This window comes from Sphingobium sp. TomTYG75 (genome assembly GCF_054771635.1).
Genome location: NZ_BSRE01000001.1, coordinates 1,198,248 through 1,223,757, shown reverse-complemented (window position 1 = coordinate 1,223,757; position 25,510 = coordinate 1,198,248). Strand labels below are relative to the sequence as shown.

26 protein-coding genes and 1 other annotated feature are annotated in these 25,510 nt (G+C 62.7%); of the genes, 12 read left to right on the top strand and 14 right to left on the bottom strand.

Annotated elements, in window-relative coordinates:
• Positions 1-30: 30 nt before the first annotated feature.
• The 3 genes from acpS to pyrE are packed head-to-tail and all read right to left on the bottom strand — an operon-like array spanning position 31 to position 1,753.
• Complete coding sequence (acpS, locus tag ACYU81_RS06220; protein ID WP_196224700.1) at positions 31-432, bottom strand: holo-ACP synthase; 402 nt, start codon at positions 430-432, stop codon at positions 31-33.
• A complete protein-coding gene (locus ACYU81_RS06215) occupies positions 429-1,166 on the bottom strand; it encodes a pyridoxine 5'-phosphate synthase (RefSeq protein WP_460986870.1) in 738 nt (245 codons plus the stop codon). Before ACYU81_RS06215 ends, acpS begins: the two co-directional genes overlap by 4 nt.
• 5 nt (positions 1,167-1,171) lie before the next feature.
• The gene (pyrE, locus tag ACYU81_RS06210; protein ID WP_449474318.1) at positions 1,172-1,753 is read right to left on the bottom strand and encodes an orotate phosphoribosyltransferase; all 582 of its coding nucleotides are present in this window, start codon (positions 1,751-1,753) and stop codon (positions 1,172-1,174) included.
• 282 nt (positions 1,754-2,035) lie between these two features.
• Here pyrE and coxB point away from each other — a divergent pair, with 282 nt between their 5' ends.
• From coxB to ACYU81_RS06165, 9 genes are all read left to right on the top strand, one after another.
• Entirely contained in the window at positions 2,036-3,046 is a 1,011-nt protein-coding gene (gene coxB / locus ACYU81_RS06205) for a cytochrome c oxidase subunit II (RefSeq protein ID WP_449474317.1), read from the top strand.
• A 17-nt stretch (positions 3,047-3,063) separates the two neighbouring features.
• Positions 3,064-4,731 carry a cytochrome c oxidase subunit I gene (gene ctaD, locus ACYU81_RS06200; protein WP_196224696.1) on the top strand — a complete coding sequence of 556 codons (1,668 nt, stop codon included), beginning with the start codon at positions 3,064-3,066 and terminating at the stop codon, positions 4,729-4,731.
• 113 nt (positions 4,732-4,844) lie between these two features.
• The gene (locus tag ACYU81_RS06195) at positions 4,845-5,765 is read left to right on the top strand and encodes a heme o synthase (protein ID WP_460988124.1); all 921 of its coding nucleotides are present in this window, start codon (positions 4,845-4,847) and stop codon (positions 5,763-5,765) included.
• Positions 5,762-5,893, top strand: coding sequence for a hypothetical protein (locus ACYU81_RS06190; RefSeq protein ID WP_268934763.1), 132 nt, complete (start codon positions 5,762-5,764; stop codon positions 5,891-5,893). Before ACYU81_RS06195 ends, ACYU81_RS06190 begins: the two co-directional genes overlap by 4 nt.
• The gene (locus ACYU81_RS06185) at positions 5,893-6,468 is read left to right on the top strand and encodes a cytochrome c oxidase assembly protein (protein ID WP_449474315.1); all 576 of its coding nucleotides are present in this window, start codon (positions 5,893-5,895) and stop codon (positions 6,466-6,468) included. The genes ACYU81_RS06190 and ACYU81_RS06185 overlap by 1 nt, the downstream gene beginning before the upstream one ends.
• Positions 6,469-6,511: 43 nt before the next feature.
• A complete protein-coding gene (locus tag ACYU81_RS06180; RefSeq protein WP_449474314.1) occupies positions 6,512-7,342 on the top strand; it encodes a cytochrome c oxidase subunit 3 in 831 nt (276 codons plus the stop codon).
• 228 nt (positions 7,343-7,570) lie between these two features.
• Positions 7,571-8,212: an SURF1 family protein gene (locus ACYU81_RS06175; protein WP_460986869.1), complete on the top strand. Its 642-nt coding sequence runs from the start codon at positions 7,571-7,573 to the stop codon at positions 8,210-8,212.
• A 44-nt stretch (positions 8,213-8,256) separates the two neighbouring features.
• Positions 8,257-9,657: a threonine synthase gene (thrC, locus tag ACYU81_RS06170; protein ID WP_460986868.1), complete on the top strand. Its 1,401-nt coding sequence runs from the start codon at positions 8,257-8,259 to the stop codon at positions 9,655-9,657.
• Complete coding sequence (locus ACYU81_RS06165) at positions 9,654-10,523, top strand: class I SAM-dependent methyltransferase (protein ID WP_460986867.1); 870 nt, start codon at positions 9,654-9,656, stop codon at positions 10,521-10,523. The genes thrC and ACYU81_RS06165 overlap by 4 nt, the downstream gene beginning before the upstream one ends.
• A gap of 108 nt (positions 10,524-10,631) precedes the next feature.
• On the opposite strand, the gene ACYU81_RS06160 is transcribed toward ACYU81_RS06165, so the two are convergent.
• The 10 genes from ACYU81_RS06160 to ACYU81_RS06115 form a co-directional block, all read right to left on the bottom strand.
• The gene (locus ACYU81_RS06160) at positions 10,632-11,867 is read right to left on the bottom strand and encodes a murein hydrolase activator EnvC family protein (protein WP_460986866.1); all 1,236 of its coding nucleotides are present in this window, start codon (positions 11,865-11,867) and stop codon (positions 10,632-10,634) included.
• An 82-nt stretch (positions 11,868-11,949) separates the two neighbouring features.
• The gene (locus ACYU81_RS06155; protein WP_460986865.1) at positions 11,950-12,372 is read right to left on the bottom strand and encodes a 23S rRNA (pseudouridine(1915)-N(3))-methyltransferase RlmH; all 423 of its coding nucleotides are present in this window, start codon (positions 12,370-12,372) and stop codon (positions 11,950-11,952) included.
• A gap of 81 nt (positions 12,373-12,453) precedes the next feature.
• Complete coding sequence (gene rsfS, locus ACYU81_RS06150; RefSeq protein WP_449474303.1) at positions 12,454-12,840, bottom strand: ribosome silencing factor; 387 nt, start codon at positions 12,838-12,840, stop codon at positions 12,454-12,456.
• 12 nt (positions 12,841-12,852) lie between these two features.
• Positions 12,853-13,482 (bottom strand): nicotinate-nucleotide adenylyltransferase, encoded by a 630-nt coding sequence (locus tag ACYU81_RS06145; protein ID WP_460986864.1) that lies wholly within the window; start codon positions 13,480-13,482, stop codon positions 12,853-12,855.
• A gap of 47 nt (positions 13,483-13,529) precedes the next feature.
• On the bottom strand, positions 13,530-14,045 hold the full coding sequence (locus tag ACYU81_RS06140) for a sterol desaturase family protein (RefSeq protein WP_460986863.1): 516 nt from the start codon (positions 14,043-14,045) through the stop codon (positions 13,530-13,532).
• A 110-nt stretch (positions 14,046-14,155) separates the two neighbouring features.
• Positions 14,156-14,902, bottom strand: a complete 747-nt coding sequence (locus tag ACYU81_RS06135) for a TorF family putative porin (RefSeq protein ID WP_460986862.1) — start codon at positions 14,900-14,902, stop codon at positions 14,156-14,158.
• 170 nt (positions 14,903-15,072) lie between these two features.
• Positions 15,073-16,338: a mechanosensitive ion channel family protein gene (locus ACYU81_RS06130; RefSeq protein ID WP_460986861.1), complete on the bottom strand. Its 1,266-nt coding sequence runs from the start codon at positions 16,336-16,338 to the stop codon at positions 15,073-15,075.
• The gene (metC, locus tag ACYU81_RS06125; RefSeq protein WP_460986860.1) at positions 16,335-17,543 is read right to left on the bottom strand and encodes a cystathionine beta-lyase; all 1,209 of its coding nucleotides are present in this window, start codon (positions 17,541-17,543) and stop codon (positions 16,335-16,337) included. The genes ACYU81_RS06130 and metC overlap by 4 nt, the downstream gene beginning before the upstream one ends.
• Entirely contained in the window at positions 17,540-18,388 is an 849-nt protein-coding gene (locus tag ACYU81_RS06120; protein WP_460986859.1) for a sulfurtransferase, read from the bottom strand. The genes metC and ACYU81_RS06120 overlap by 4 nt, the downstream gene beginning before the upstream one ends.
• A gap of 298 nt (positions 18,389-18,686) precedes the next feature.
• On the bottom strand, positions 18,687-19,889 hold the full coding sequence (locus ACYU81_RS06115) for a hypothetical protein (RefSeq protein ID WP_460986858.1): 1,203 nt from the start codon (positions 19,887-19,889) through the stop codon (positions 18,687-18,689).
• A 122-nt stretch (positions 19,890-20,011) separates the two neighbouring features.
• Between ACYU81_RS06115 and queF the strand changes: the two genes are divergently transcribed.
• From queF to ACYU81_RS06100, 3 genes are all read left to right on the top strand, one after another.
• Positions 20,012-20,458 carry a preQ(1) synthase gene (gene queF / locus ACYU81_RS06110; protein ID WP_460988123.1) on the top strand — a complete coding sequence of 149 codons (447 nt, stop codon included), beginning with the start codon at positions 20,012-20,014 and terminating at the stop codon, positions 20,456-20,458.
• Positions 20,459-20,600: 142 nt separating this feature from the next.
• The gene (locus tag ACYU81_RS06105) at positions 20,601-20,888 is read left to right on the top strand and encodes a GIY-YIG nuclease family protein (RefSeq protein WP_460986857.1); all 288 of its coding nucleotides are present in this window, start codon (positions 20,601-20,603) and stop codon (positions 20,886-20,888) included.
• Between the two features lie 237 nt (positions 20,889-21,125).
• Positions 21,126-23,756, top strand: coding sequence for a M1 family metallopeptidase (locus ACYU81_RS06100; RefSeq protein ID WP_460986856.1), 2,631 nt, complete (start codon positions 21,126-21,128; stop codon positions 23,754-23,756).
• 123 nt (positions 23,757-23,879) lie between these two features.
• On the opposite strand, the gene ACYU81_RS06095 is transcribed toward ACYU81_RS06100, so the two are convergent.
• Positions 23,880-25,376, bottom strand: coding sequence for a SulP family inorganic anion transporter (locus ACYU81_RS06095; protein ID WP_460986855.1), 1,497 nt, complete (start codon positions 25,374-25,376; stop codon positions 23,880-23,882).
• 55 nt (positions 25,377-25,431) lie between these two features.
• Positions 25,432-25,487, bottom strand: a sequence feature (sul1 is cis-regulatory element that is thought to sense ions involved in sulfur or methionine metabolism; They are found in Alphaproteobacteria).
• Positions 25,488-25,510 lie beyond the last annotated feature (23 nt).

The window sequence follows — 25,510 nt, the reverse complement described above, 5'->3', positions numbered from 1 at the left end:
ATGGCTTCTCGGATGCTGGTGGTGCCGTGGTCACTGGGGCTGGGCCTCAAGGATGACGAATGCCTGCGCCCATGGATGATCATCGGTTAGCGTGACGTGAATGACCGCCTTGTGTCCATCGGGCAGCATTGTTTGAAGCTGTGCGAGCGCGCCGCCGGTCAGCTCGAGCGTCGGTGCGCCGCCGGGGCGATTGACGACGCCGATGTCCTTCATGAACACGCCACGATTAAAGCCCGTCCCCACGGCTTTGGAAAAGGCTTCCTTGGCGGCGAAACGCTTGGCGAGCGTCCCGGCCTTGGTGAACGGTCGGCGGTTTGCCTTGGCGCGTTCGACTTCGGTGAAAACGCGCTGCTCGAACCGCTCGCCAAAGCGATCGAGCGAATTTTGGATCCGCTCGATGTTGCATAGGTCGGAGCCGAGGCCGATGATCAACGCGCCAGGTCCATCTGCCGCCGCATTTCGCGGATGCTGCTTTCCAACCCGCTGAAAATGGCCTCGCCAATCAGGAAGTGGCCGATGTTGAGTTCGGCCACCTGCGGAATTGCCGCCACCGGGCCTACATTGTCGAAAGTGAGGCCATGACCAGCATGGGGTTCGATACCGTTTTTGGCCGCAAGCGCCGCAGCATCTGAGATTCGCCGCAACTCTTCCGCGCGCGCTGAGCCAGAAATATGCGCATAGCGCCCCGTATGAAACTCCACCACCGGAGCGCCTAGATGCATCGCTGCCTCGATTTGCGCCGAATCAGGTTCGATGAAAAGGCTGACGCGAATCCCCGCGTCCCCCAAGGCGCCGACGATCGGTCGCAGCGTCTCGATCTGTCCGGCGGCATCCAGACCGCCCTCGGTCGTCCGCTCCTCGCGTTTTTCAGGCACGATGCATGTCGCATGCGGGCGATGCTTCAATGCAATGTCCAGCATCTCCCGCGTTGCGGCCATTTCCAGGTTCAGCGGAACGGTAAGAGCCGCCATCAGCGTGGCGATGTCCTCGTCCCGGATGTGCCGCCGGTCCTCGCGCAGGTGCGCCGTGATGCCATCGGCCCCCGCCTTCACGGCCAGCAACGCCGCCTTGACGGGATCAGGATGTTCTCCCCCCCGCGCATTCCGGATGGTGGCAACATGGTCGATGTTGACACCCAGGCGCAGGTGGGCGGGAGTTTGCTGCATGATGCCTATTGTTTCCGGCTTCCAGGTTTGATCGCGGGGATGGCCGCTAGTTCCGGCGGGACATCATCTGCTTCATATACAGGGAAATTGATGCTGACGAGCGGGTAGAAGGGGACGCCCAGATCCACTTCTCCTGCGGATCGATCGACTAGCGCTACCTCGGCGACAACGATGCCGCCTTCGGCCTCCACCGCTTCGATCGCCTGGCGCGACGACAGCCCGGTCGTAACGACGTCTTCGACCATCAGCACTTTTTGGCCGGGCGTTATGGCGAAGCCTCGCCGCAACTCGAATTTTCCCTCGGGCCGTTCCAGGAATACGGCATCCTTGTCGAGCGCGCGCCCGACTTCATGGCCGATGATAAGGCCGCCCATGGCGGGCGAGACGACAAGGTCGATGTCCTGCCGCAGTTCGCGGGGCAGCTTCTGCACGACTGCGCGCGCGAGGCCGCCTGCGCGTTCGGCGTTCATCAATACCCGCGCGCATTGCAGGTAATTGGCGCTACGCCGGCCCGAGGACAGAATGAAATGTCCCTCCAGCAGCGCTCCTGCGGCCCTGAATTCTGCCAGTACTTCCTCGTCGGTCATCCGGTTCTTCGATCCATCAGTACATGCCCAGGCCTATTTTCGGGGCCATCTGCACATCAATTTCTAGCATGGGTAATGCCCATGAACGCGCCCCTGCGCGCGAGGTGCGAGATAGGCGGACGACCGGGGCGTTGCAACAGCGAAGAAAATCTGCTCCTGCCCGCTTGAGGCAGGAAAAAACCATGCCTATAAGCCGCGGCAGACCGACCGGGCGGAGGGGGATGCGCATGCGCGCGCCTTCGTTGCAGCGGCGCCAAGGGGTTACGGGGTAAGAAGACGCTTATGAAAATGGTGAAATCGCTCGTTCTCGCCGGGTTGCTGGCCTTTGCGCCAGCTGCGGTGTTGAACAGTCAGGCGCTGGCGCAGGACAATGCCGCCGTCGCAGCCGCCGCTGCGGGCAATGCCGCCGCACCGGCCGACTCGGGCGCCAATGCGGCCGCTGCCGAGGCTGCGCCTGCGGCCAAGGTTGCCGCGCCGCCCCGCATGAAGCCGACCGAAGGCATCGGCATGCCGCGCCCCGGCGAGATCACCCTACAGGAACAGTTCACCCCCACGGGTCATACCGCTCGCTGGTTGCACGACGTGCTGCTTCTGCCGCTCATCACGATCATTTCGGTCTTCGTGGCCCTCCTGATGCTCTATGTGATGATCCGCTTCCGCCGCAGCGCCAATCCGGTGCCGTCGAAGACATCGCACAATACGCTGATCGAAGTGATTTGGACCGTGGTTCCGGTAGTGATTCTCCTTGTTATCGCGGTGCCCTCGATCGGCCTGCTGGCTGACCAGTACAAGCCCGCGCCCAAGGATGCGCTGACCGTGAAGGTCACCGGCTACCAGTGGTATTGGGGTTATGAATATCCCGACAACGGCATTCCTGAATATGTCTCGAACATGCTTCCCAGGGAAAAGGCCGAGGCGAATGGCGAGCCTTATCTGCTCGCGCCTGACAACCGCATGGTTCTTCCTGCTGGCCGCCCGATCAAGCTGATCATCACCGGTGCTGACGTGATCCACGCCTTTGCGGTGCCGTCGCTCTGGGTGAAGATGGACGCTGTTCCTGGCCGTCTCAATGAGAAGACCTTCACCATTGAGAAGCCGGGCGTCTATTACGGGCAGTGTTCTGAACTGTGCGGCGCGCGTCACGGGTTCATGCCGATCGCGATTGAGGCGCTGCCTCCTGCCCAGTTTGACCAGTGGGTTCTCTCGCAGGGCGGCAAGCTTAGGGGCGCTGACGCAGCAGCTACGGCTGCCGCTCCCGCAGCGCCTGCCGCCGCTCCCGCCGAAAAGCTTTGATGTAAGGGCATAACGCCATGACCACGATTACTGCAGATCATCACGGCGATCATGCTCATGATCATCATGACGCCGATCACAAGCCAGCCTTCTTCCAGCGCTGGTTCATGTCGACGAACCACAAGGACATCGGCACTCTCTATCTGATCTTCGCGATCCTCGCCGGCGTGATCGGTGGCGCAATTTCGGGTCTGATGCGTGCTGAGCTTGCGCAGCCCGGCATTCAGTATCTCCACACTTGGGCCCAGATGACTGATGGTCCTTCGGCCACGATGGACCAGGCCTATCACCTCTGGAACGTGCTGATCACCGCGCACGGTCTGATCATGGTCTTTTTCATGGTCATGCCTGCGATCATCGGCGGCTTTGGCAACTGGTTCGTGCCGATCATGATTGGTGCGCCGGACATGGCCTTCCCGCGCATGAACAATATCAGCTTCTGGTTGCTGATCCCCGCTTTTTCTCTGCTGCTCGGTTCGACATTCGTTCCTGGTGGTACGGGTAATGGCGCGGGCACGGGCTGGACGGTCTATGCTCCGCTCTCGACCAGCGGTTCTGCGGGGCCAGCTGTGGATATGGCTATCCTGTCGCTCCACATCGCGGGCGCCAGCTCCATTCTGGGCGCCGTCAACTTCATCACTACCATCCTGAACATGCGCGCGCCGGGTATGACCCTGCACAAGATGCCGTTGTTCGTATGGTCGGTTTTGGTCACCGCCTTCCTCCTGCTGCTCGCGCTGCCGGTTCTGGCGGCCGCTATCACCATGCTGCTGACCGATCGTAACTTCGGCACCACTTTCTACGATGCCGCCGGGGGTGGCGATCCGGAGCTTTACCAGCATCTTTTCTGGTTCTTTGGGCACCCCGAAGTGTACATCATGATCCTGCCTGGTTTTGGTATCGTCAGCCAGATCATCTCGACCTTCAGCCGTAAGCCGGTGTTCGGCTACCTCGGCATGGCATATGCCATGGTCGCGATTGGCGTCGTCGGGTTCGTCGTCTGGGCGCACCATATGTTCACCACCGGCATGTCGGTGAACGTGAAGATGTACTTCACGGCCGCGACGATGGTCATTGCCGTTCCCACCGGCATCAAGATCTTCTCGTGGATCGCGACGATTTGGGGCGGTTCGATCAGCTACAAGACCCCCATGGTCTGGGCGCTGGGCTTCATCTTCCTGTTCACCGTGGGTGGTGTTACCGGCGTGGTCCTGGCAAATGGCGGCGTCGATGACGTGCTGCACGACACCTATTATGTTGTTGCCCACTTCCATTATGTGTTGTCGCTGGGCGCCGTTTTCGGTCTCTTCGCGGGCTTCTACTATTGGTTCCCGAAGATGTCGGGCCGCATGTACAGCGAATTCCTCGGCCACCTGCACTTCTGGGTGTTCTTCGTGGGCGTGAACCTGCTGTTCTTCCCCATGCACTTCCTCGGCCTGTCGGGCATGCCCCGCCGCTACCCCGATTATCCAGAAGCCTTTGCCTACTGGAACAGCGTGGCCAGCCATGGATATGAGATCATGGCCGTGGGCGTGTTGATCTTCTTCGTGAACGTCTTCTGGTCGCTTGCTTTCGGCAAGAAGGCAGAAGGCAATCCGTGGGGCGAAGGCGCGACGACCCTGGAATGGACGCTGCCCAGCCCGCCGCCATTCCACCAGTTCGAAACATTGCCGGTCATCGACTGACGATCGGCGAAAAGAATGCATCCAGCGGGATGCCGGGTGGCGACGAATATCGCGGACCCGCAGTTAGCAGCGCCGGCGCCTGTGATGGTGCCGGGCTGCCGCATGAGGAGCATATGGCAAGTTCGCCGTTCATGACCGGGAGCGCCGCTTCCACGATTCCCGCACACTGGCGCGACTTTGTCGCGCTGACCAAGCCGCGCGTGATGACATTGGTTGTCTTCACCGGTCTTTGCGGGCTGCTCGCGGCGCCTGGTCAAATCCATCCCGTACTCGCCTTCACGGCCATCCTGTGCATAGCGTTGGGCGCTGGCGCAGCCGCAGCGCTCAACCAATGGTATGAGGCGGATATTGACGCAAAGATGAAGCGGACCGCCAACCGTCCACTGCCCGCTGGCCGGATGGACCGGCAGTCGGCCCTCCATTTCGGCGTCGGCCTTTCCTTCTTCTCGGTCCTGCTGATGGGCGTGGCGACGAACTGGCTCGCCTCTGCCATCCTGGCGGTGTCGATTCTTTTCTATGTTTTCATTTACACTATTTGGCTCAAGCCCCGGACAACACAGAACATCGTCATTGGCGGTGCTGCGGGGGCCTTTCCTCCCGTTATTGGCTGGGCTGCAGTCACAGGTGACGTCGGCGCCCTCCCGGTGGCGCTTTTCATGCTCACCTTCTTCTGGACGCCGCCGCATTTCTGGGCACTCGCGCTGTTCGTGAAGACCGACTATGCTGCGGCAAACATTCCGATGCTGCCCGTCGTATCAGGTGAAGTTGCTACGCGCCGTCAGATATGGTTCTACACCGCGATCATGGCCGCCGCAGCGATGGCACCCATTCTGCTTCGCCTTACCGGTCTGATTTACGGCGTAACTGCCTTGTTCGGTACGGGCCTGTTCGTGATCTTCGCCTTTCAGGTCTACCGGCGCCGTGAAATGGATCCCAGCCGCATGGGTCCCGAACGCCGACTGTTCAAATATTCGATCCTCTATCTTTTCCTTCTGTTCGGAGCGGTTGTCATTGATCGTTGGTTGCTGGCATGACGCCTGAGGAGGAAAAGCAGGTACGCAGTCGGCAGAAGTCGCGCGCCATTGTCACTGGGCTGTTGCTCGGGGCGCTCGTCATTCTCTTTTACGCGATCACGATCGTGAAGATTGGCGCGGGTCAGTAATGGCCAGCTTGCCACCGTCGCCTTTTGATCGGGATCGCCGGAACCGCCGCACCCTCATCACTATGACGGGGGTAGGATTGGCTATGCTTGGGCTGGGTTTCGCATCGGTCCCACTCTACCGGATTTTCTGCCAGCAGACGGGATATGGCGGCACGACGCAGCGCGCTGCTGCTGACGTCAAGTTGCAGCCTGCGATCGGCCATACAATGTCGATCCGGTTCGATTCCAACGTTCAACCTGGCATGCCCTGGCAATTCTATCCTGAACATCGGACGGATACGGTGACCGTTGGCGCGCGCGACATGGCGATCTTCATCGCGAAGAACATGTCGGATAAGCCTGTTACGGGCACGGCCAGCTTCAACGTGACGCCGATCCAGTCTGGCGCCTACTTCACCAAGATTCAGTGTTTCTGCTTCACCCAGCAGACATTGCAGCCGGGCGAGCAGGTCCGCATGCCGGTGATTTATTATGTTGATCCCAAGATACTGAATGATCCCGACAATAGGGACACTCAGCAAATTACGCTAAGTTACACCTTCTATCCTGTTGAGCAGGACAAGAAGCCGAGCTAAGGCAATCCACGATAACGCGAACGCGAACAGGGAAGAGTACGTCATGGCAGGCGCCAAGCAGCACGATTATCATATTCTACCGCCCAGCATCTGGCCGCTATTCGGGTCCATGTCGGCGCTGGTAATGGCGCTCGGCGCGATCATGTGGATGCACCCTGATGCCATGCCTGCCGGCGGTGGCTGGGTATTCCTGATCGGCGTCGCGGGCGTGCTGTTCACCATGTATAGCTGGTGGGCGAACGTGATCGCAGAGGCGCATGCCGGTGACCATACGCCGGTGGTGCAATTGCATCTGCGCTATGGGATGATCCTGTTCATTGCTTCGGAAGTCATGTTCTTTGTCGGCTGGTTCTGGGCGTTCTTCGACTTCTCGCTCTTCCCGAGCCAGCTTGCTCCGATCGAAGGGTTGTTCCCGTCCAAGGGTATCGAGGTGATGAACGCGTTTGAGCTGCCGCTGCTCAACACGCTGATCCTGCTCTGCTCGGGCACGACCGTCACCTGGGCGCACCACGCGCTCATTCATGGAGATCGTGAGAGTCTGAAAACCGGCCTGTGGTTGACGGTGATCCTCGGCCTGCTCTTCTCTTCGATCCAGGCCTATGAATATATGCATGCGCCGTTCCCGTTCGGCGGCAGCCCCTACAGCTCGGCCTTCTACATGGCGACGGGCTTCCACGGCTTCCACGTTCTGATCGGTACGATCTTCCTGATCGTCAATCTGGTCCGCGTCTATAAGGGGCACTTCACTCCCCGCCAGCATTTCGGTTTTGAGGCCGCTGCCTGGTACTGGCACTTTGTCGACGTCGTCTGGCTGTTCCTGTTCGTCGCCATCTATGTGTGGGGCGGCTGGGGCGCTCCGATGCACGGCGGCTAAGGACTGCGTCTTATCCATCAAGAAAACGGCCGGTAACAACCGGCCGTTTTCTTTTGGGCGGAAGATAATTATGCCTGTCGTTATGCTTCTTTCCACACCAGTGCTTCTCCAGCCGTCCAGCCTCTCTCTGCCCGGCGTTCGGCTGCCGAATGCGAGTGCCGTGCCTGCCTGCCGGCAACTCGGCCCGTCCGCGTTGACCGGGGCGACCATATCGTCGGCGGTCAAGCTATGACCGCGCGTCGCGTCCCCCTTTTTGCCAGCATTATCGTGGCAGGCGCCGTGCTGGTCATGATCGCCCTTGGCATCTGGCAGTTGCAGCGCCGCGGCGAGAAGGAGGCGATGCTGGCCCTTGCGTCGGCCAATCCAGCCAAGCCGACTGTCAGCTTCCCGCAAATGCCACCTGTTCCGCCCGTGCTGCTGTTCCGGCGCTCTTCCATTCATTGCCTGAATGTCGTCGGCTGGCAGACGGAAGCGGGACGGGCCGCCGATGGGTCGGTCGGCTACCGCTATATCGCGCAATGCGCCACCGGAGCAGAAGGGCCTGGAGCGCTCGTTGCCTTGGGCGTCGCCAAGCAGCCGGACCTGAGGCCAAATTGGAAAGGCGGCCAAGTCACCGGCTGGATATCCGAAGAGCCTGATCACCGGACGTTGTTGTCGCGGTTCACGGCCAATGTCCTTCCGCTGCGGCCGATGTTGATCGCGGAGCGCGCGCCGGAAGGGTTGAAACCGGTCGCCCCGCCGAGCGTCAACGACGTTCCGAACAATCACCTCGCTTATGCCATCCAGTGGTTCTTCTTCGCGGCGGTGGCCGTGGTTATCTACGTTCTTGCGCTTCGCAAGCGGATGCCTCCATCGGCCGACCCGTCGTAAAGGCTTGCTCCAACGCTCCAGCCTCGTTACCGCGCTTCCCCATCATGCAATATGTGAGCACCAGGGGAAGCGCGCCTGCGCTGGGTTTCGAGGATGTGACGCTGGCAGGGCTGGCGTCCGACGGCGGCCTTTATGTTCCGGAAAGCTGGCCGCGCTTTTCGGAGGCGGACATACGCGCGCTCGCCGGGCTTTCCTATGTGGAAACCGCCGTCCGCGTCATGGCCCCCTATGTCGCGGGCTCGCTCAGTGAAGATGAACTGCGCGAGCTGTGCACTGCCGCCTATGGCCGGTTCAGCCACAACGCGGTGACGCCGCTGGTTCAGCTGGACCACCAGCATTGGTTGCTCGAACTTTTCCATGGCCCGACCCTGGCGTTCAAAGATGTCGCGCTGCAATTGCTGGGGCAGCTGTTCGAGCGGTTCCTGTCCCGCCGTGATGATCATCTGACGATCGTCGGTGCGACTTCAGGCGATACGGGGTCGGCGGCGATCGACGCCGTTGCAGGGCGCGAGAAGATCGACATCTTCATGCTGCACCCGGAAGGCCGCGTGTCCGACGTGCAACGGCGCCAGATGACCACGGTGCGCGCGCCCAACGTCCATAATATCGCGATTGAGGGCAGCTTCGACGACGCGCAGGCACTCGTGAAGGCGATGTTCAACGACCCTGTCTTTTCGAAGAAGTTCAATCTGTCGGCGGTGAACAGCATCAACTGGGCGCGGCTGATGGCGCAGGTGGTCTATTATTTCTACGCCGCCGTAAGACTGGGCGCGCCCGAGCGGCAAATTGCCTTTTCAGTGCCGACCGGCAATTTCGGCGACGTGTTCGCTGGTTATGTCGCGGCGCAGATGGGGCTTCCCGTTGCGAAGCTGATGGTCGCGACCAACGTCAATGACATTCTGCACCGTGCGCTGGCGGATGGTGACTATAGCCAGGGCCAGGTCGTTCAGACTTCCACTCCCAGCATGGATATCCAGATCAGTTCGAATTTCGAACGACTGCTGTTCGATGCAGGTGGCCGTGGCGGTCCGGCGCTGGCTGAGCAGATGAAGGGTTTCGAGACCAGCCGGGCGATGCGGCTCACCAATGCGCAGCGGGCTGGCGCGGCTAAGCTGTTCGCTTCGGCGCGCGTCGATGGCGATGCAATGAACATGGCGATTCGTTGGGCCTTTGATGGAGCGGGTCAGGTCATCGACCCCCATACCGCCGTGGGCCTTGCCGCCGCGCGCGAGATGGAGGTTGAGGCAGGCGTGCCGATCGTCACGCTGGCGACGGCGCATCCAGCCAAGTTCCGCGAGGCCGTGGAGCGCGCCACCGGGCTTCGTCCGCCTCTGCCTGCCCGCATGGGTGACCTGTTCGCCCGAGAGGAAGCCTATGCCAAGCTGCCCGCGACCTTTGAGGCGATCACCGCCTATGTCGCGGAGCGCGCTACGCCGCGAGCATGAAGCTCGACACGCTCATCGGTGAGCCGTGGGCCGATTATGGCCTGCTCGATTCGGGTCATGGCCGCAAGCTGGAACGCTATGGCCGTTATCGTTTCATCCGACCCGAGCCGCAGGCGATGTGGGCGCCCGCGAGTGCCGACTGGCAGGCCGATGGCGAATTCGTGCCGGGATCGGATGAAGAGGGCGGCGGGCGCTGGTTCTATGATCGCCCGGTGCCCGCTGAAGGTTGGTCGCTCAGCTGGAACGAGGTGACGTTTCAGGCGAGTTGCACGCCTTTCCGGCATCTCGGCTTCTTTCCCGATATGGCGCCGGTGTGGAACTGGATGCGCGAGCAGACGGCCGGGCTGGAGCAGCCGCAGATCATGAACCTGTTCGGCTATACCGGCGTCGGGACATTGGCGATGTCGGCTACCGGCGCGCAGATGGTGCATGTCGATGCGTCGAAGAAGTCGGTGGCGCAGGCGCGGGCTAATGCCGCCGCATCGGGGATGGAAGACCGCCCGGTTCGCTGGATCGTTGACGATGCGGCGAAGTTCGTCGCTCGCGAGGTCCGGCGAGAGCGGCGCTATGACGGCATATTGCTCGACCCGCCTAAATATGGCCGTGGGCCGGACGGTGAAATCTGGAGGCTGGAAGAGGATCTGCCTCGGCTGATCGCGGATTGCCGCCGTCTGCTGGATGCCGACAGCCGCTTCCTGTTCCTGACCGTATACGCCGTGCGCATGTCCGCGCTGGCGATCGGGGAATTGCTGAAGCAGGCCTTTGCCGATCTTCCGGGCACGGTCGAAGCGGGTGAATTGGCCGTGCGCGAGGAAGCGAGAGGGCTGGAGTTGCCGACGGCCATCTGGGCGCGCTGGCGGCGCTAGAGCATCGTGCGCAAAAGTGGGAACCGGTTTTGCGCCTAAAACGATGCGAAAACAAAAAACTAGGGCGCGCGGCCTGCGTCCAATTAAACGCAGCGCGCTCTAGCGCTTTCAACCTAGTCCGACCAACGGCACGATATCGACCGGACGACCATTGCGACGCAGTTCGATCGTGATGGTCGGACGCCCGCTTCCGGCGTTGCCTAGCGGATCGCCCTGTCGCACATCATCGCCCACGGCGGCGGAAAGCCGATGCAATCCGGTGATCAACGTGGTCCAGCCGCCGCCATGATCCAGGATCATGATCTGGCCGTAGCCGCGATAAGGCCCCGCGAAGACGACGCGCCCCGCCGTGGGTGCGACGGCGAGCGCGCCCGACTGGGTGACAATGGTGAGGCCCCGCGACCGGACGCCGCTTTCCGACAATTCACCCATGCCGGTGACCAGCTGGCCCATCACCGGCAAGCGATAGGGTGGAGGTCCGCCCGCACTGCGCTGCCTTGCCTGTGCAGGCGCCATGGCGAGGTCGGGGCGCGCTGGCCTGAGCAGCGGGCCGGGGAGTGCTGCCAGTTCCTCCCGCAGATCGCCTGCGGCCTGGAGGCGATCCATCAGATCGACGATGTCGCGGGCTCTTTCGCCCAGAGCGAGGGCGCGGTCACTCTCCAGATTGGCGTTGGAGCGATAGTCCCTCTCCGCCAGCCGCTTTTGCGTTTCCAAGCTGCGTAAAGCGGCTTGGCTATTGCGGAGGTCGGCCTGACTTTGGGCGAGTGAAGCGGCGGCCTGCTCGGCGGTCTCACGCAAGGCGCGGCTGCGCTCCAGTTCAGCGCGCAAGCCAGCTGTGCGCTCCTGAATGACGGGCAATATCTGTCCCAGCACGGCGCGCATGTGGACGGCATCGCTCAGCGACCCCGGCTGCACCAGCGCCAGGGCCAAAGGCCGCCGCGCCATCATCTGAAGGGCGGCGGTCAAACGGACAACCGGCTCCTGCTTGGCCGCCAGCCGTGCTGCTTGCGAACGCTGCATGCGGGCTATGATCGCGATACGCGCTTGGGCCGCTTGAATATCAGCCTCGGCCTGCTGGATACGGGCAGCCATGGCGGCGGCGCGGCGGCGCGCCTGTTCGGCTTCGTCCCGCGCGGCCGTTGCCTGCTGTTCCAAACGCTGGGAGCGTTCGCGTGCTTGTTCGGACTGGATGCGGGCCGCCTTCAGCGCAGCCTGTTCCTGACGCAGGCTGGTTTCGCCGGTGCCGCCCAGGATGATGCCCGCTTGAGGAGCCGCAGCCAGGCGCGCGGCGGCGATGACCGCTGCGCCGCCGATGATCGCCGCGAAGGCTGTTGACCTTTTCACACCTTGCCCCCTGCCGGTCCTGCTGGCGACCGGCGATATCTGACTAGGCGCAAACGCCCATCCATGTCGAGCGGTGGCGGCATCAGCCTTCGCGATGATAGGGGTGACCCGAAAGGATGGAACAGGCGCGCCACAATTGTTCCGCCAGCATAGCGCGGGCCATCATGTGCGGCCAGGTCATCGCGCCAAAGGCGATCAGCAGGTCAGCCCCGGCGCGGGCTTCGTCGTCAAAGCCGTCCGCCGCGCCGATCAGGAAGCGGCATTCGCGCGCGCCCTGGTCTCGCCAGCCTTCGAGCCGCTTGGCGAAGTCCATGGAGCTGAGCTGGCGGCCTTTCTCGTCCAGCATCACGGTGATAGTGCCAGTCGGAGCGGGCGGCAGCTTGCCGCCACGGTCGGGCAGTTCGGTGATCCTGTGCGACATGGTCAGCCGCTTCACGTAACGTTCGACCAGTTCCGCTTCGGCCGAACGTCCGATCTTGCCGCGCGCGATGATGTGGAGGAGCATGGCTCACGCTCCTAACGGGTCAGTGCGCGCTTGTCGAAGGTCTGCATGCATCGGCGAGCGAGGCCGATGCCGTAAGAGCCTTCAGGCCGTGCCAGCTACCGGCGCGTCGACAAAGCCCCACATCCGTTCCAGATTGTAGAAGCTGCGCACTTCGGGCCGGAACAGGTGGACGATCACGTCGCCCGCGTCAATCAGCACCCAGTCAGCGACCGGCAGTCCCTCCACGCGCGCGGAGCGGCCGGTGGCCTGCTTGATGCGCTCGGCAAGCTTCTGCGCCATCGACGCGACCTGACGCGATGAACGCCCGCTGGCGATCACCATATGGTCGGCAATGCTGCTCTTGCCTTCAAGCGGGATGGAGATGGTTTCCTGCGCCTGGTCATCGTCGAGCGATTTCAGGACAAGGTCGTGCAGGGCGGCAACGCTGTCGGCATCAGCCGGGTCGTTGGCAGGATGTGGTCTGGTCAAAAATGCTCCATTCTAGACAATCAACCGGCGCGTGAGCGGATCGCGCACGCGTGCATGTTCATATTCGCGATGCCAGAGGGGTTTCGCCTGCCGCAGCAGGGTCGCCGATCTTGGATCAGGGCGAAAGCGCAAAAGCACAAGCGCCGGCGGTCTCCAATCCGTCCAGTCTGCACTCTGGCGCGCGGGCCGGACGAAACGCCGCAGCCAGGCCATGGCCCCAGAGCCACGGGCAACTCCATCATAGCCGGGCCGGGCGATTACGGCAATGGGCATCTGTCGCGCGATGCCGCGCCAATCTTTCCACTGGCCGAACTGGGCCAGATTGTCCGCGCCCATCAGCCAGATAAACTGATTGCGGGGGAAGCGGTGCCTGATCATCTTAAGCGAATCGACGGTGTATCGGGTGTCCAGCGCTTGCTCGATCGCGGTGGGCCGAATCGGCGCGCGTCGAGCGATATGGCGCGCATGGGCGAGGCGCGCGGCGAGGGACGCCATGCCAGCACGGGGCTTGAGCGGATTACCCGGCGAAACCAGCCACCAGACTTCGTCCAGCCGCAGCGCCTTCGCAGCGAACAGCGAGATTGCGCGATGGCCGCCATGTGCCGGATTGAAGGAGCCGCCCAGAAGGCCGATGCGTGCCATTCAGCTTGCCGCCGTTGCTGCCAATGGGCCAGAAACGAACCGATTGCTCACTCTGCTTCCATGAGCCCGCGTGCCTTCCGCACGCCCTTCCGCCGATCCCCCTGCGCCAGTTGCCTTTTGAGTTCTTCCGGCCGTGGGGCGACCAGGAAGCCGAAGCTGACGCAGCCCGCACGCGTTTCGACCGCATGATGCAACCGGTGCGCCTGAACGATCCGCTTCATATAGGGAGAGCGGGAAACATGCCGGTGGGTGATCCGCTGATGGACGAGGATGTCGTGAAAGCCGAGATAGATGAGGCCGTAAGCCGCGATCCCCGCGCCGCAGGCGGTTGCCCAATCGCCCCAGCCCCATTGCACGCCCCCCAGCAGCAGCAGGATCGAGGGGAGCGCGAAGATCACGAAATAGAGGTCGTTCGCTTCCCACATCCCGTTGCGGGGACGATGATGGCTGGCGTGCAAGAACCAGCCCGGCCCATGCATCACCCAGCGGTGCATGACATAGGCAAAGCCCTCCATCGCGGTGACGGTGGCGGCGAAGATCAGGAACAGCAGGAACGCGGACATGGCGCCCTGTATAAACGGGCGAATGAAGGTGCGCGACCCCGTATAACTCCGGACACGAAAAAGGCCGCGATCATCGAGATCGCGGCCCCATCATTCAATAATCGAAGAAATCAGAAGGAGGCGGTGATCGAACCCACTACGCCAGCCTTGCTGATGTTACGGCCGCTGGGGCTGTAGAGCGACTTGTCGGTGTCAACATAGCTGACGCCGAAGGTCAGGTGGCTCCAGGTGTAGGTGGCGCCAATGTTCCAGTCGGTATATTCCTTGCCGATGGTCAGGTAGCTGGGGCCGAAGCTGTGGCCCAGATGCGCCGAAACGCCCAGTGGCGTGTTGGGAATGCTGGCCGACAGGTCGCCCGCGACATAGAGATTGTCTTCGCGGGTCAGGCCGCCATCGACCGAAAGGGCGCGCGACTTGGGTGCATAGGCGGCGCTGAGCTTGGCCGTTGCCGGGCCGAAGGTGCCCTTGACCGAAGCGTAGGGCTCAACGAAGTCGGTGTTCGCACCGCCCGAACCGGGATAGTAATAATAGAGCACGCCGACATCGACGGTCGCGGCGCCGAAGGTCCGCGAATAGCCTGCGATCAGGTCGAGTTCCTGATCGCTGCCAGCGGCCACATAATCGTCGATGGACGAGCCCCAGGTCGAGACATAGAAGCCCGATTCATGGGTGACGGTGATGCCGCCCTGCAGCGCGAAACGCTTGTCGGTCTGTGAAATGCCACGGAAGCGATAGTCGCTGACTACGGCTGCATTGCCGGTGACGGTGAGCGCTGGCGTAGCTTCGTCCTGGGCGAGTGCCGGGACGGACAGAGCAGCGAGAGCGACGGCCGAGAGGCCGAGAATGGACTTACGCATTGGATTCCCCTTGGTGGTTTTCTGCGATGGTCCCGCCTGCGTCAGGATCCCGAATTCTCTATTCCCACGAAGGGCCGGATCGGATGACCTGAACAGGCACGACATGCCGACGCATGCCGCGCTGCACAAGAAATTATTGCTATTGGTTGTCTTTTACGTCCGTAATGTTGCTACTCTGCAACAAAAGGCCGAGCGCTTGGTGCAGCCTGATGTACTACCCGCTGTGGATAGGGGATCGTGATCCCATGCTCGCGAAACAACAGCCAGAGGCGGTTCAGCACGTCCGATTTGACACTTCCGACGCCGCCTTCCGGGTCGCTGATCCACACCAATATGTCATGTTCGACGCGGTTTTCGCCAAAGCCCGTCAACCAGACATTGGGTTTGGGATTGCGCAGGACGCGTGGGCTTTCCTGCGCGGCGCGTAGCATGAGCTCCTGCGCAAGCTTGAGGTCGCTGTCGTAACCGATGCCCACTGGAATGCGGATGCGGACATTGCGGTCGGAATAGGACCAGTTTTCCACCTCCTGCGTCATCAGGTTTTCGTTCGGGATCAGATGTTCCTTGCCGTCTCGGGTCAGGACGGAGACGGCGCGAACACCGATCTTGTTCACCCAGCCAAAGCTGTCGCCGACAACGATGACGTCGCCCGGCTTGATCGAGCGGTCCATGAGCAGGATGATCCCGGCGAACAGATTGCCGAAGGTTTTTTGCAGGCCGAAACCGACCGCCAGGCCCAGTGCGCCGGAAAAGACGGCAAAGGCCGTAAGGTCGATGCCGAGCAGATCGACGCCGATGAAGAAGGCGGCGACGACGGCGGCGATGGCGGCAAGCTTTTGGGCCAGTAGCTTTTGCGTGGGATCGAGCCCTTTTGCTCGGTCGATGCTGCGGGCGAACAGGCGATTGGCGAGCCGCACCAGCGCAAAGAGCAGGACGCAGATCGCGGCGGTGCTGACAAGGCCAAGCAGCGTGATCCGCCGTTTGCCAAGGTCTATGCCGATGCCGTCGAGCATGTCCGCAACGGGCGCGAAGCCGCCGCTGCTGCCGGAAAGGATCATGATGAACAGCAACAGGGCGAGCGGAACGACAGCCCAGCGCGGAATGGCGAGGCTGCGCAGGATATGGACGGCGAGCAAGGCGACGGAGAGCGCGAAGGCTCCGCCAAGGATGAGGTGGGCGAGCGCGCCGACGGGCCATAGCATGACAGCTAGGGCGAAAAGACCGCTTCCAAGGCTGTGGCGAAGGATGGGGCGGAAATGTCCGGCCAACGCTTCCCCTAATGGTCGTGCCCGGCGGCGCAGGCGCGGGGCGGCGATATGGGCAATTCCATCGGCGATCAGGAATAGAACCCCCACGATCGTGAGCGCTACAAGGGGATGAACGATCGCCGGATTTCCTGGCAGAAATGCCAGCAGGTTGGGGAGGCCCCGGCTCATCCCCGGACCTTGCGGAAACGAGCGAGACCAGCATCGAGGTCGGCAATGAGATCGGCGGGATCTTCCAGGCCGATCTGCAGCCGGACGAGCGGACCTTCCGCCTGCCATATGGTGGCGGTGCGGTAGCGTGCTGGATCGACGGGCAAGGCCAGACTTTCGAAACCGCCCCAGCTATAGCCTATGCCGAAATGTTCGAGGCCATCGATCAGCGCGGCGCGGGCTTCTTCATTGCCGCCTTTCAGGACGAAGCTGAAAAGGCCGCTGGAGCCGGAAAAGTCACGCGCCCAATTTTCATGGCCGGGGCAACTTGGCAGCGCGGGGTGGAGGACGCGGGCGACGTCGGGCTGGTCGGCGAGCCAGCGGGCGACCTGGAGCGCGCTGTCCTGATGCTGGTTCAGGCGGACGCCGAGGGTGCGGAGGCCGCGGCTGGCGAGCCAGGCGTCGTCGGGGCTGACCATTTGACCGAGGAGATGGGCCGTTTGGCGGAGCTTCGGGAAATGCTCAGGTGTCGCGGTGACGGAGCCGAGCATGACGTCGCTGTGGCCGACGATATATTTGGTGCAGGCGAGGATGGTGATGTCGATGCCGTGGGCAAGGGCGGGGAAGAAGAAGGGCGTGGCCCAGGTATTGTCGAGGAGAGTGATGATGCCCTTTTCCCTGGCGAGGGCGGTGATGGCGGGGATGTCCTGCACTTCGAAAGTCAGGCTGCCGGGGCTTTCCAGGAAAATGGCGCGGGTGTTTTCATTAAGGAGTTGGCGAATTGAAACGGAATCGGCGAGGGGGTCGTAATATATCGTTTCGATCCCGTAACCTTTTAGCATCTGTTCGCAGAAGTTGCGGGTGGGGTCGTAGGCGCTGTCGACCATGAGCAGCTGGTCGCCGGGTTTCAGGACCGAAAGCAGCGCGCAGGCGATTGCGGCGACGCCGGAGGGGAAGAGCATCGTCCCTTCCGCGCCCGGTTCCATTTCGGTGAGCGCGTCGGCGAGGCTCCAGGCGGTCGGGGTGCCCTTGCGGCCGTAGAAAAGCCGCTCATGCGTGCTGCTGCGCGCGGCGCTGCGCAGATGGGCGACATCGTCATAGAGGATGGTCGAGGCGCGCCAGACCGGCGGGTTGACGATCGCGCCGGGCTGGCCGGGCATGCCGGTCCATTCAGGCTTGCGTCCCGCCTGCGCCAATTGGGTGAGCGGCTTGCGGTCCTTGCTCATGCGGCTGGCCCTGTCGCCTTTGGCGTCGAGGGATCGAGGCCCCATTCCGACCAGCTGCCGTCATAGAGGGTGACGTCCGTCTTGCCGAGCAACTCGAGGCCCGCCAGCAGGATCGCTGCCGTCACGCCGCTGCCGCAGCTGGTGATGATGGGACGGGCGAAATCGGTGCCCGCGTCGAGGAACAGTTGCCGCAATTCCTCGCCCTTCTTCATGCTGTTGTCGGGGTTGAAGAGGGAGGCGGACGGGATGTTGCGGGAGCCGGGGATATGGCCTGACGCCATGCCGGGGCGGGGTTCCCTTTCCTCGCCGGTGAAGCGGGGAGCTCCGCGCGCGTCGAGGACCTGCGCGGCATGGCTGTCGAGATTGGTAAGCAGGTCGTTTTTGGTGCGGACCTGACCCTTAGCGCGTCGGGCGGTGGCGTTGCCGGGCGGGATGACGGGCCAGCCGCTTTCGGTCGGGCGGCCTTCGGCGATCCACTTTGGCAGGCCGCCGTCGAGGATCGCGGCGGACTTGCCCACGCCATAGAGGTGCATCATCCACCAGGCGCGGGCGGCGCTGTGCGTGGGGCTGTTGTCATAGAGGATGACGCGGCTGTCCGCGTTGAGGCCGAGCGCGCGGCAGCGTTCGGTCATGAAGGCGTCGCTTGGCAACATGCCGGGGCGCGGGTCGTCTGCATCGGAAAGGCTGGGGAGGTCGAGATAGGCGGCGCCGGGGATGTGGGCGGCTTCGAACTCGGCGCGGGGGTCGCGCGGGGTGCCGGGCAGGAACAGGCTGGCGTCGAGTATCTTGAGGTCGTCCTGGCCCAGTTGGGTTGCGAGCCTGTCCGTGGAGATGAGGATGTCCATGCCGCCTCTTTGGTTGGTGCGTGGCGATCGTTTTAGGCGGGTGATGAGGGTGTGGGAAGGGTGTTGGGGGCATTCGTCATTCCAGCGGAAGCTGGAATCTCGGGAGGGGTGGCGTGGCGGGGCCTGAGATCCCAGCTTTCGCTGGGATGACGAGGTATTTGGGGGATGGGGGAGGGGGCCTGATATCCCGGCGTTGGCTTTGCCGCCCTTCGGGTCGCTGGGATGACGGGGTGTGGGGAGGGTGGCGTGGCCGGGCCTGAGATCCCAGCGTTCGCTGGGATGACGACTTGGGTGGAACTCAGCTCGCGAGTTCGAGCGCGGTGGCGCGGCTGCCGGGGGTGCGGAACTGGCGTGGTCCCTGATCGACGCGGAAGGGGGCGAGGCGGTCGGCGGGCGGGGTTTTTTCCTGTCCGACGATGAAGGCGCGGCCGGTGCGACCTGAACCGACAGGCGCGCCGTCCGGTTCGTCGGACCAGCGATATTGCGCGTCGAAGGCGACGAGGGGGATGAGCAGCGCGCGGTCGCCCATCTGCACGGGCGCGATCTGGTCGGGCAGGAGGCGTAGTTCGCCTGTCAGGCTGTGGCTCTGCCCCGGTGCGAGCGAGACGGCGGAATGAGCCGGTAGTCCGATGGCTCCGGCGAAGAACTGCTGTAGCTGCGCCTGCTGGTTGGTGTCCGCATTGGCCATGAAGGTGCGGATCAAAATGTCGTCCGCGCTGCGGTTGCCGCGATTGTGGAGCGTCAGAACGTAGCCGATCGTGGCGCCCATCAGCGAGAGACGGGCGCTGCGGACTTCAAGGGTGAGGTCGATCCATGGCCGCTGGATGGTAGCGGCGGCGGGTGCGGGAGGTGGCGCCTTGGGTTGGGGCGCGGGAGGCGGGGGTGTTGGCGCGGATTTCTGCTCTTCGACGAAGGGCTGCTGTTCTTCTTCGGGACGGCGGCGCAGGAAAAGCCAGGCGGCGGCCACGATCGCCGCGAGTAAGGCGATGCTTCCTGCGATCCAGCCCCAGGAAGAGGCATCGGCAGGCGCGCTGAGCGGGGGTTCGGCGGCGGGAGTGGCGGGCGTCGGGGCAGGGGTGGCTTGCGGTGCGGCGGGTTCCGCTGGCGCGGGCTGAGGTGCCAGAGACTGGGGTGCCGGGGATTGCGGGGCCGAAGGCTGGGGCGCGGGGCTGCTGCTTTCGGGCTCGCGGGCGGGGGCTGTGGGTTCAGCGGGGGCCGGGCGTGGCGCTGTTGTAGCGGGGCGCTGCGGCTGGGCTGGGGCCGCTGGTTGGGGTTGCGCGACGACTGGCGGAGGCGGGGTGATGACAGGCGTACCGGCTGGCGGCGTGACCGGCGCGCCACGAAATACGTCCAGTTCTGGGCCTTGTCTGGTGGGATCGGCAGGCGGCTGGGACGTGCGCGGCAGGTTGAAGACGGGATCACTGCCGCCTTGTTCCTGCGCGAGCGAAGGCGTGGCCAGCAGCAGCGGCAAGGCGATCAAGATGGCAGGACGCATCCCCATGGCATGCAGCCAAGGCAATGATGACGCTGAACGGGAGATGAATGGCATGGCGGGATCAGGTTGCGGTGACATTAGGCGTGCGATGGCGTAGATGGCCGGTCATGACCGATATACCCCAAAGCATGGTACCGATCCATCTGGGCCAGAGCAGCGCGCTGCCTGCGAGCCCGGAGGAGGCGGTTCTCGATTATGTGCCCAATCCCCGGCCGGGGAAGCCCTATCTGGTGCGCTTTACCGCGCCGGAATTTACGTCGCTGTGCCCGGTGACGGGACAGCCGGACTTTGCCCATCTGGTGATCGACTATGCGCCCGGCGCGACGATCGTCGAATCGAAGTCGCTGAAGCTGTTTCTGGGGGCGTTTCGTAATCATGCCGCTTTCCATGAGGATTGCACGGTAGGGATTGGCGAGCGGCTGTTTGCCGAGATGCAGCCTTTGTGGTTGCGGATCGGGGGCTATTGGTATCCGCGCGGGGGGATTCCGATCGATGTGTTCTGGCAGTCGGGCGAGCCGCCTGCGGGACTGTGGCTGCCTGCGCAGGATGTGCCGGGGTATCGGGGGCGGGGTTGAGGCCGCGTCTGTTCGGTATAGCGGCTTGAGATCCCAGCTTTCGCTGGGATGACGGTTCCTTTTTATCTTTTTCATTCTAACTTTTTCCACCGTCATGCCAGCGCAAGCTGGCATCTCGTGAGGCTAGGAGTGGGCTTGTTCAATGCGCCGCAGTTGGACTTACATTATGACCAACAAGCCGCGTGGCGTGCTCTATGTCGGAGTGACTAGCGATCTTGCCGCTCGCGCCGATCAGCATCGACGCGGTGAGGGGTCAGAGTTCTGCCGGAAATATAATCTGCACCGGCTGGTGCTTGCCGAAGAACATGGGGAGATCGACTTCGCCATCGCTCGCGAGAAAGCGCTGAAGGCGTGGAAGCGCGATTGGAAGATTGCGTTGATTGAGGCCAGCAATCCGGAGTGGCGGGATTTGTTTAAGTTCATCATGTAGCGGCCTGAGATCCCAGCTTCCGCTGGGATGACGGAAATCAAAATTAGCGTCATGCCGACGAATGCTGGCATCTCGGGAGAGGTCGAGAACTCATCCCAAGCTCTTCCTGTTAAACAAACGAACAACAAAATTCCGACAACCGCTTGACCGGCGGCCGGAAAGGTTCGATCCCGCAACTATCATGGCACATGGCCGCCCGGGCCGTGCCGTTCTCAACGTGTCGGAGTTGCGAACCTGATGTCTCTTTCCAAAATTTCGTCCCTCTTGCTGGCCGCCGCGCCGCTTGCCCTTGTTCAGCCTGCTATCGCCCAAACGCCCGCCGGGCCTGCGCCGGAGATCACGACGCAGTTGCCGCGTGGGGCGGCTCCCAGTCATTATGCCATTGAGGTGGTGCCGGATGCGGCGAACCTGAAGTTCACGGGCAAGGTGACGGTCGACCTGAATGTCGCGCAGGCGATGCCGGTGCTGGTGTTGAATGCGGCTGACCTTAGCATTGGCAGTGTTACGCTGACCCCGGCGAAGGGGAAGGCGGTGACGGGGACGGCGAAGATCGACGCGAATGCGCAGACGGTGACGCTGGATTTTGGCAAGCCGGTGCAGCCGGGCAGCTACAAGCTGGATATTGCCTATGGCGGCGTCATCAACACGCAGGCGAACGGGATGTTCGCGCTGGATTACAAGGACAATGCGGGGGCGCAGAAGCGGGCGCTGTTCACCCAGTTCGAGGCGCCGGACGCGCGGCGGTTTGTGCCGAGCTTTGACGAGCCGAGCTATAAGGCGACGTTCGATCTTTCCGCGATCGTGCCGACGGGACAGCTGGCGGTCAGCAACATGCCGGTCAAGGCGTCGCAGGATCTGGGCGGGGGCAGGACGCGGGTGACGTTTGGCACTTCGCCGAAAATGTCATCCTATCTGCTGTTCTTTGGCCTCGGCGAGCTGGAGCGCGCCACCAAAATGGCAGGCGCGACCGAGGTGGGTGTGATCACCGGCAAGGGGAATACGGGCAAGGCGCAACTGGCGCTGGATGCGTCGGCGGCGATACTGCCTTGGTATAACGACTATTTCGGCGTGCCTTTCCCGCTGCCCAAGCTCGATAATGTCGCGGGGCCGGGGCAGAGCCAATTCTTCTCCGCCATGGAGAATTGGGGGGCGATCTTCACCTTTGAGCGGGCGCTGCTGGTCGATCCGAAATTCACGTCCGAAGGGACGAAGCGGACCATTTACTCGATCGTCGCGCATGAAATGGCGCATCAGTGGTTCGGCGATCTGGTCACCATGGCCTGGTGGGACGATTTGTGGCTCAACGAGGGCTTTGCGAGCTGGATGGCGACCAAGGTCAGCGACAAGTTGCAGCCCGATTGGGAAATGCTGCTGACCCGCGTGGGCGGGCGTGAGCGGGCGATGGCATTGGACGCGCTGGTGACCACGCATCCCGTGGTGCAGAAAATCCATACCGTCGATGAGGTGAACCAGGCGTTTGACGACATCACCTATGAAAAGGGTGAGGCGGTCATCACCATGCTGGAAGGCTATGCGGGCGAGGATGTGTGGCGCGAGGGTATTCGCGGCTACATGAAGGCGCATGCCTATGGGAATACGGTGACGGACGATCTGTGGAAGGCGGTCGAGGGCGCGGGGGCCAAGGGGCTGGTCGGGATCGCGCATGACTTCACCAGCCAGCCGGGTATTCCGCTGGTCAAGGTGGACAGCGCGCAGTGCCGGGGCGGGTCGACTTTGCTGGCGCTGTCGCAGGGTGAGTTCAGCCGCGATCGGAAGGACAAGGCGCCGCTCCGCTGGAACGTGCCTGTGATGGCGCAGACGATCGGCGGGGCGCCGCAGCGGCTGATCCTGAATGGGACGGCTTCTGTGACGCTGCCCGGTTGCGGGGCCTATGTGATCAATGGGGGGCAGACGGGCTATTATCGCTCGCTCTATCCGGAGGCGAATGTGAAGGCGCTGGCGGCGGGCTTTACCCGGCTGTCGTCGATGGACCAGATCGGGCTGATGGCGGATAATTTCCAGCTGGGGCTGGGCGGTTATCAGCCGATCGGGTTGGCGCTGGACATGGTGGACGCGGTGCCCGCCAATGCGAGCCCTGCCGTGCTGGCCGAGGTGCCGGACTATTTGGACAGCGTCTATACAATGCTGGAGGGCGACAAGGTGGCGCAGGCGCGAGTGGCTGCCTATGCCTCGCGCAAGCTGGGGCCGGTGCTGAAGGGCGTCGGCTATGATGCCAAGCCCGGCGAAGGCGCGCAGGTGCCGGTGCTGCGGTCGGCGCTGGTGGCGACGCTGGGGAGCATGGGCGACAAGGCGGTCGTTGCCGAGGCGCGGCGGCGTTTTGCCGAGCCTGCGTTGATGGAAGGGCCGTTGCGCAATGTGTGGCTGCGCATCATCGCGCACAATGCGGATGCGGCGACCTGGGACAAGCTGCGGGCGATGGCCAATGGCGCGACGAGCGCGCTGGACCGGAGCACGCTGTTCGCGTTGCTGGGCGCGGCGAAGGATGAGGCGCTGGGGGGCAAGGCGCTCGACCTCGCCATGACGGATGAGCCGGGCAAGACGACCAGCGCGGCGATCATCTCCTCCGTGGGTGGGGAGCATCCGATGCTGGCGGTGGACTATGTGCTGGCGCACCGGCAGCAATATGAGGCGCTGATCGATGTGTCGGCGCGGTCCCAGGCGATTGCGCGGCTGGGCGGCGGGTCGGCTGATCCGGCGATGGCGGCGAAGCTGGATGCTTATGCGACCCAGTATCTGACCCCGGAATCGCGCAAGGTGGTGGATCGGTCGATCTCCGCCATCAAGACCCGGATCGAAACGCGGGTGCGGTTGAAGCCTGCGCTGACGGCGTGGTTTGCTAAGAGGTGATTGGAGGGGCGGCGAAATGATTTGCCGCCCTCTTCATTGCTGCGGCCTAGAGGGGGCGACGGTTTTGGGTGGAGAGCGGAAGGGCAGTCTTTAGCTGTTTATCGTCAAAAGCTGCCCATCGGCTTAGTGGGGGACCACGCCCAGCTCAACACCGGTTTTGTCATGCAGTGCGAAGCGATCTACAATGTCTGCACTGGCGCGGTTGTAGCCGACCACCTCGACTGAACGACCGTCTCGGCGCAACCGTGCTACGATCTTGTCGAGTGCGCCGACACCGGAAATATCCCAGAAGTGCGCATCGGCGACATCGATACGCACCTTCTCTGCGGTGTCCTCTGCGTTGAACGCGCGCCTGAACCGCTCCACGGATGCGAAGAAGATCTCACCCCTGACACGATAGGTCGCCTGTGCGCCGTCGACCGATACTTCGCGCTGGACAGAGAACATGCGCTGCACCTTGCTGGCGAAGAAGATGCCGGAGAGCAGCACACCGGCAAGCACTCCGAGCGACAGATCATGTGTGGCGACGACCACTATTACGGTGGTCAGCATAACGACCGACGAGGTGGGCGGATGTCGGCGCAGGTTTGGAATCGAGTTCCAGCTGAACGTCCCAATCGACACCATGACCATTACGGCGACCAGAGCAGGCATCGGCACGCGACCGACATAAGGTCCTAGCACCGCCAGCAAGAAGAGGAGAAACGCGCCAGCGACGAAGGTCGACAGCCTACTGCGGCCGCCCGAGGTTACGTTGATCACCGACTGGCCGATCATCGCGCAGCCGCCCATGCCGCCGAACAGAGCCGCAACAATGTTAGCACCGCCCTGCCCGGCGCATTCCTGCCGCTTGTCGCTGTCAGTGTCCGTCATATCGTCGACGATCTGCGCAGTGAGAAGCGACTCCAGCAGTCCGACCGCTGCCATCGTAAGCGAATATGGTAGGATGATCCGCAGCGTGTCCATTGTCAGAGGGACGTTGGGCAGGACCAGGCTGGGCAGACCCTCTGGCAGCTTACCCATGTCGCCCACAGTATTGACCGGGAGACCCAGACCAATGCTAATCGCGCTCAGCACCAGAATTGCGACCAGCGGCGAAGGAATCGCCTTTGTGATGCGGGGGAACCCGTAGATGATCGCAAGGCCGCCAGCCACCATCGCGTAGGTCTCCCATCCGACATTGGTAAGTTGCGGAAGCTGAGCCATGAAGATCAGGATGGCGAGCGCGTTAACGAATCCGGTAATGACCGAGCGCGACACGAACTGCATGACAAGATCCAGCCGCAGTAGACCAGCGATGATCTGAATGACGCCCATCAGGATGGTGGCGGCGAACAGATACTCGACACCGTGATCCCGCACGAGTGGCACGACAAGGACTGCGACGGCTGCTGTAGCTGCCGAAATCATCCCCGGTCGACCGCCTATGAGAGCGATGGTCATCGCAATGGCGACAGAAGCATACAGACCGACACGCGGATCGACGCCCGCGATGATGGAGAAGCCGATCGCCTCAGGGATAAGCGCGAGCGCGACGACGATGCCTGCCAGGATGTCACGGCGGGCGGCGATACCGTCAGTGAACCAATGGCGACGGTAAGTAGTAAGATCTAATGTCATTGAAAATCCACAACAGGGCACGAGCGCTGAACAGCGCATAAGGAGCAGTGCATGTTGTTATCCGGCGGATCAGCGGCCGGAATAGCCACCCGGACTTTCACCGGGTCCTTGCGAATGCGAGCCCTATAGAGGGT

Coding starts and splice junctions, on each gene's coding strand:
- ACYU81_RS06145 (WP_460986864.1), bottom strand. CDS start 13,482: ATGGCACGCATCGGCCTTCTGGGCGGCTCCTTCAATCCGGCACATGGC.
- ACYU81_RS06100 (WP_460986856.1), top strand. CDS start 21,126: ATGTCTCTTTCCAAAATTTCGTCCCTCTTGCTGGCCGCCGCGCCGCTT.
- ACYU81_RS06185 (WP_449474315.1), top strand. CDS start 5,893: ATGGCCAGCTTGCCACCGTCGCCTTTTGATCGGGATCGCCGGAACCGC.
- ACYU81_RS06190 (WP_268934763.1), top strand. CDS start 5,762: ATGACGCCTGAGGAGGAAAAGCAGGTACGCAGTCGGCAGAAGTCGCGC.
- ACYU81_RS06120 (WP_460986859.1), bottom strand. CDS start 18,388: ATGGACATCCTCATCTCCACGGACAGGCTCGCAACCCAACTGGGCCAG.
- ACYU81_RS06180 (WP_449474314.1), top strand. CDS start 6,512: ATGGCAGGCGCCAAGCAGCACGATTATCATATTCTACCGCCCAGCATC.
- ACYU81_RS06095 (WP_460986855.1), bottom strand. CDS start 25,376: ATGACATTAGATCTTACTACTTACCGTCGCCATTGGTTCACTGACGGT.
- ACYU81_RS06165 (WP_460986867.1), top strand. CDS start 9,654: ATGAAGCTCGACACGCTCATCGGTGAGCCGTGGGCCGATTATGGCCTG.
- ACYU81_RS06135 (WP_460986862.1), bottom strand. CDS start 14,902: ATGCGTAAGTCCATTCTCGGCCTCTCGGCCGTCGCTCTCGCTGCTCTG.
- metC (WP_460986860.1), bottom strand. CDS start 17,543: ATGAGCAAGGACCGCAAGCCGCTCACCCAATTGGCGCAGGCGGGACGC.
- ACYU81_RS06175 (WP_460986869.1), top strand. CDS start 7,571: ATGACCGCGCGTCGCGTCCCCCTTTTTGCCAGCATTATCGTGGCAGGC.
- queF (WP_460988123.1), top strand. CDS start 20,012: ATGGTACCGATCCATCTGGGCCAGAGCAGCGCGCTGCCTGCGAGCCCG.
- ACYU81_RS06155 (WP_460986865.1), bottom strand. CDS start 12,372: ATGCTCCTCCACATCATCGCGCGCGGCAAGATCGGACGTTCGGCCGAA.
- ACYU81_RS06130 (WP_460986861.1), bottom strand. CDS start 16,338: ATGAGCCGGGGCCTCCCCAACCTGCTGGCATTTCTGCCAGGAAATCCG.
- ACYU81_RS06105 (WP_460986857.1), top strand. CDS start 20,601: ATGCGCCGCAGTTGGACTTACATTATGACCAACAAGCCGCGTGGCGTG.
- ACYU81_RS06115 (WP_460986858.1), bottom strand. CDS start 19,889: ATGGGGATGCGTCCTGCCATCTTGATCGCCTTGCCGCTGCTGCTGGCC.
- pyrE (WP_449474318.1), bottom strand. CDS start 1,753: ATGACCGACGAGGAAGTACTGGCAGAATTCAGGGCCGCAGGAGCGCTG.
- ACYU81_RS06195 (WP_460988124.1), top strand. CDS start 4,845: ATGGCAAGTTCGCCGTTCATGACCGGGAGCGCCGCTTCCACGATTCCC.
- ACYU81_RS06215 (WP_460986870.1), bottom strand. CDS start 1,166: ATGCAGCAAACTCCCGCCCACCTGCGCCTGGGTGTCAACATCGACCAT.
- ACYU81_RS06140 (WP_460986863.1), bottom strand. CDS start 14,045: ATGTCCGCGTTCCTGCTGTTCCTGATCTTCGCCGCCACCGTCACCGCG.
- thrC (WP_460986868.1), top strand. CDS start 8,257: ATGCAATATGTGAGCACCAGGGGAAGCGCGCCTGCGCTGGGTTTCGAG.
- ctaD (WP_196224696.1), top strand. CDS start 3,064: ATGACCACGATTACTGCAGATCATCACGGCGATCATGCTCATGATCAT.
- coxB (WP_449474317.1), top strand. CDS start 2,036: ATGAAAATGGTGAAATCGCTCGTTCTCGCCGGGTTGCTGGCCTTTGCG.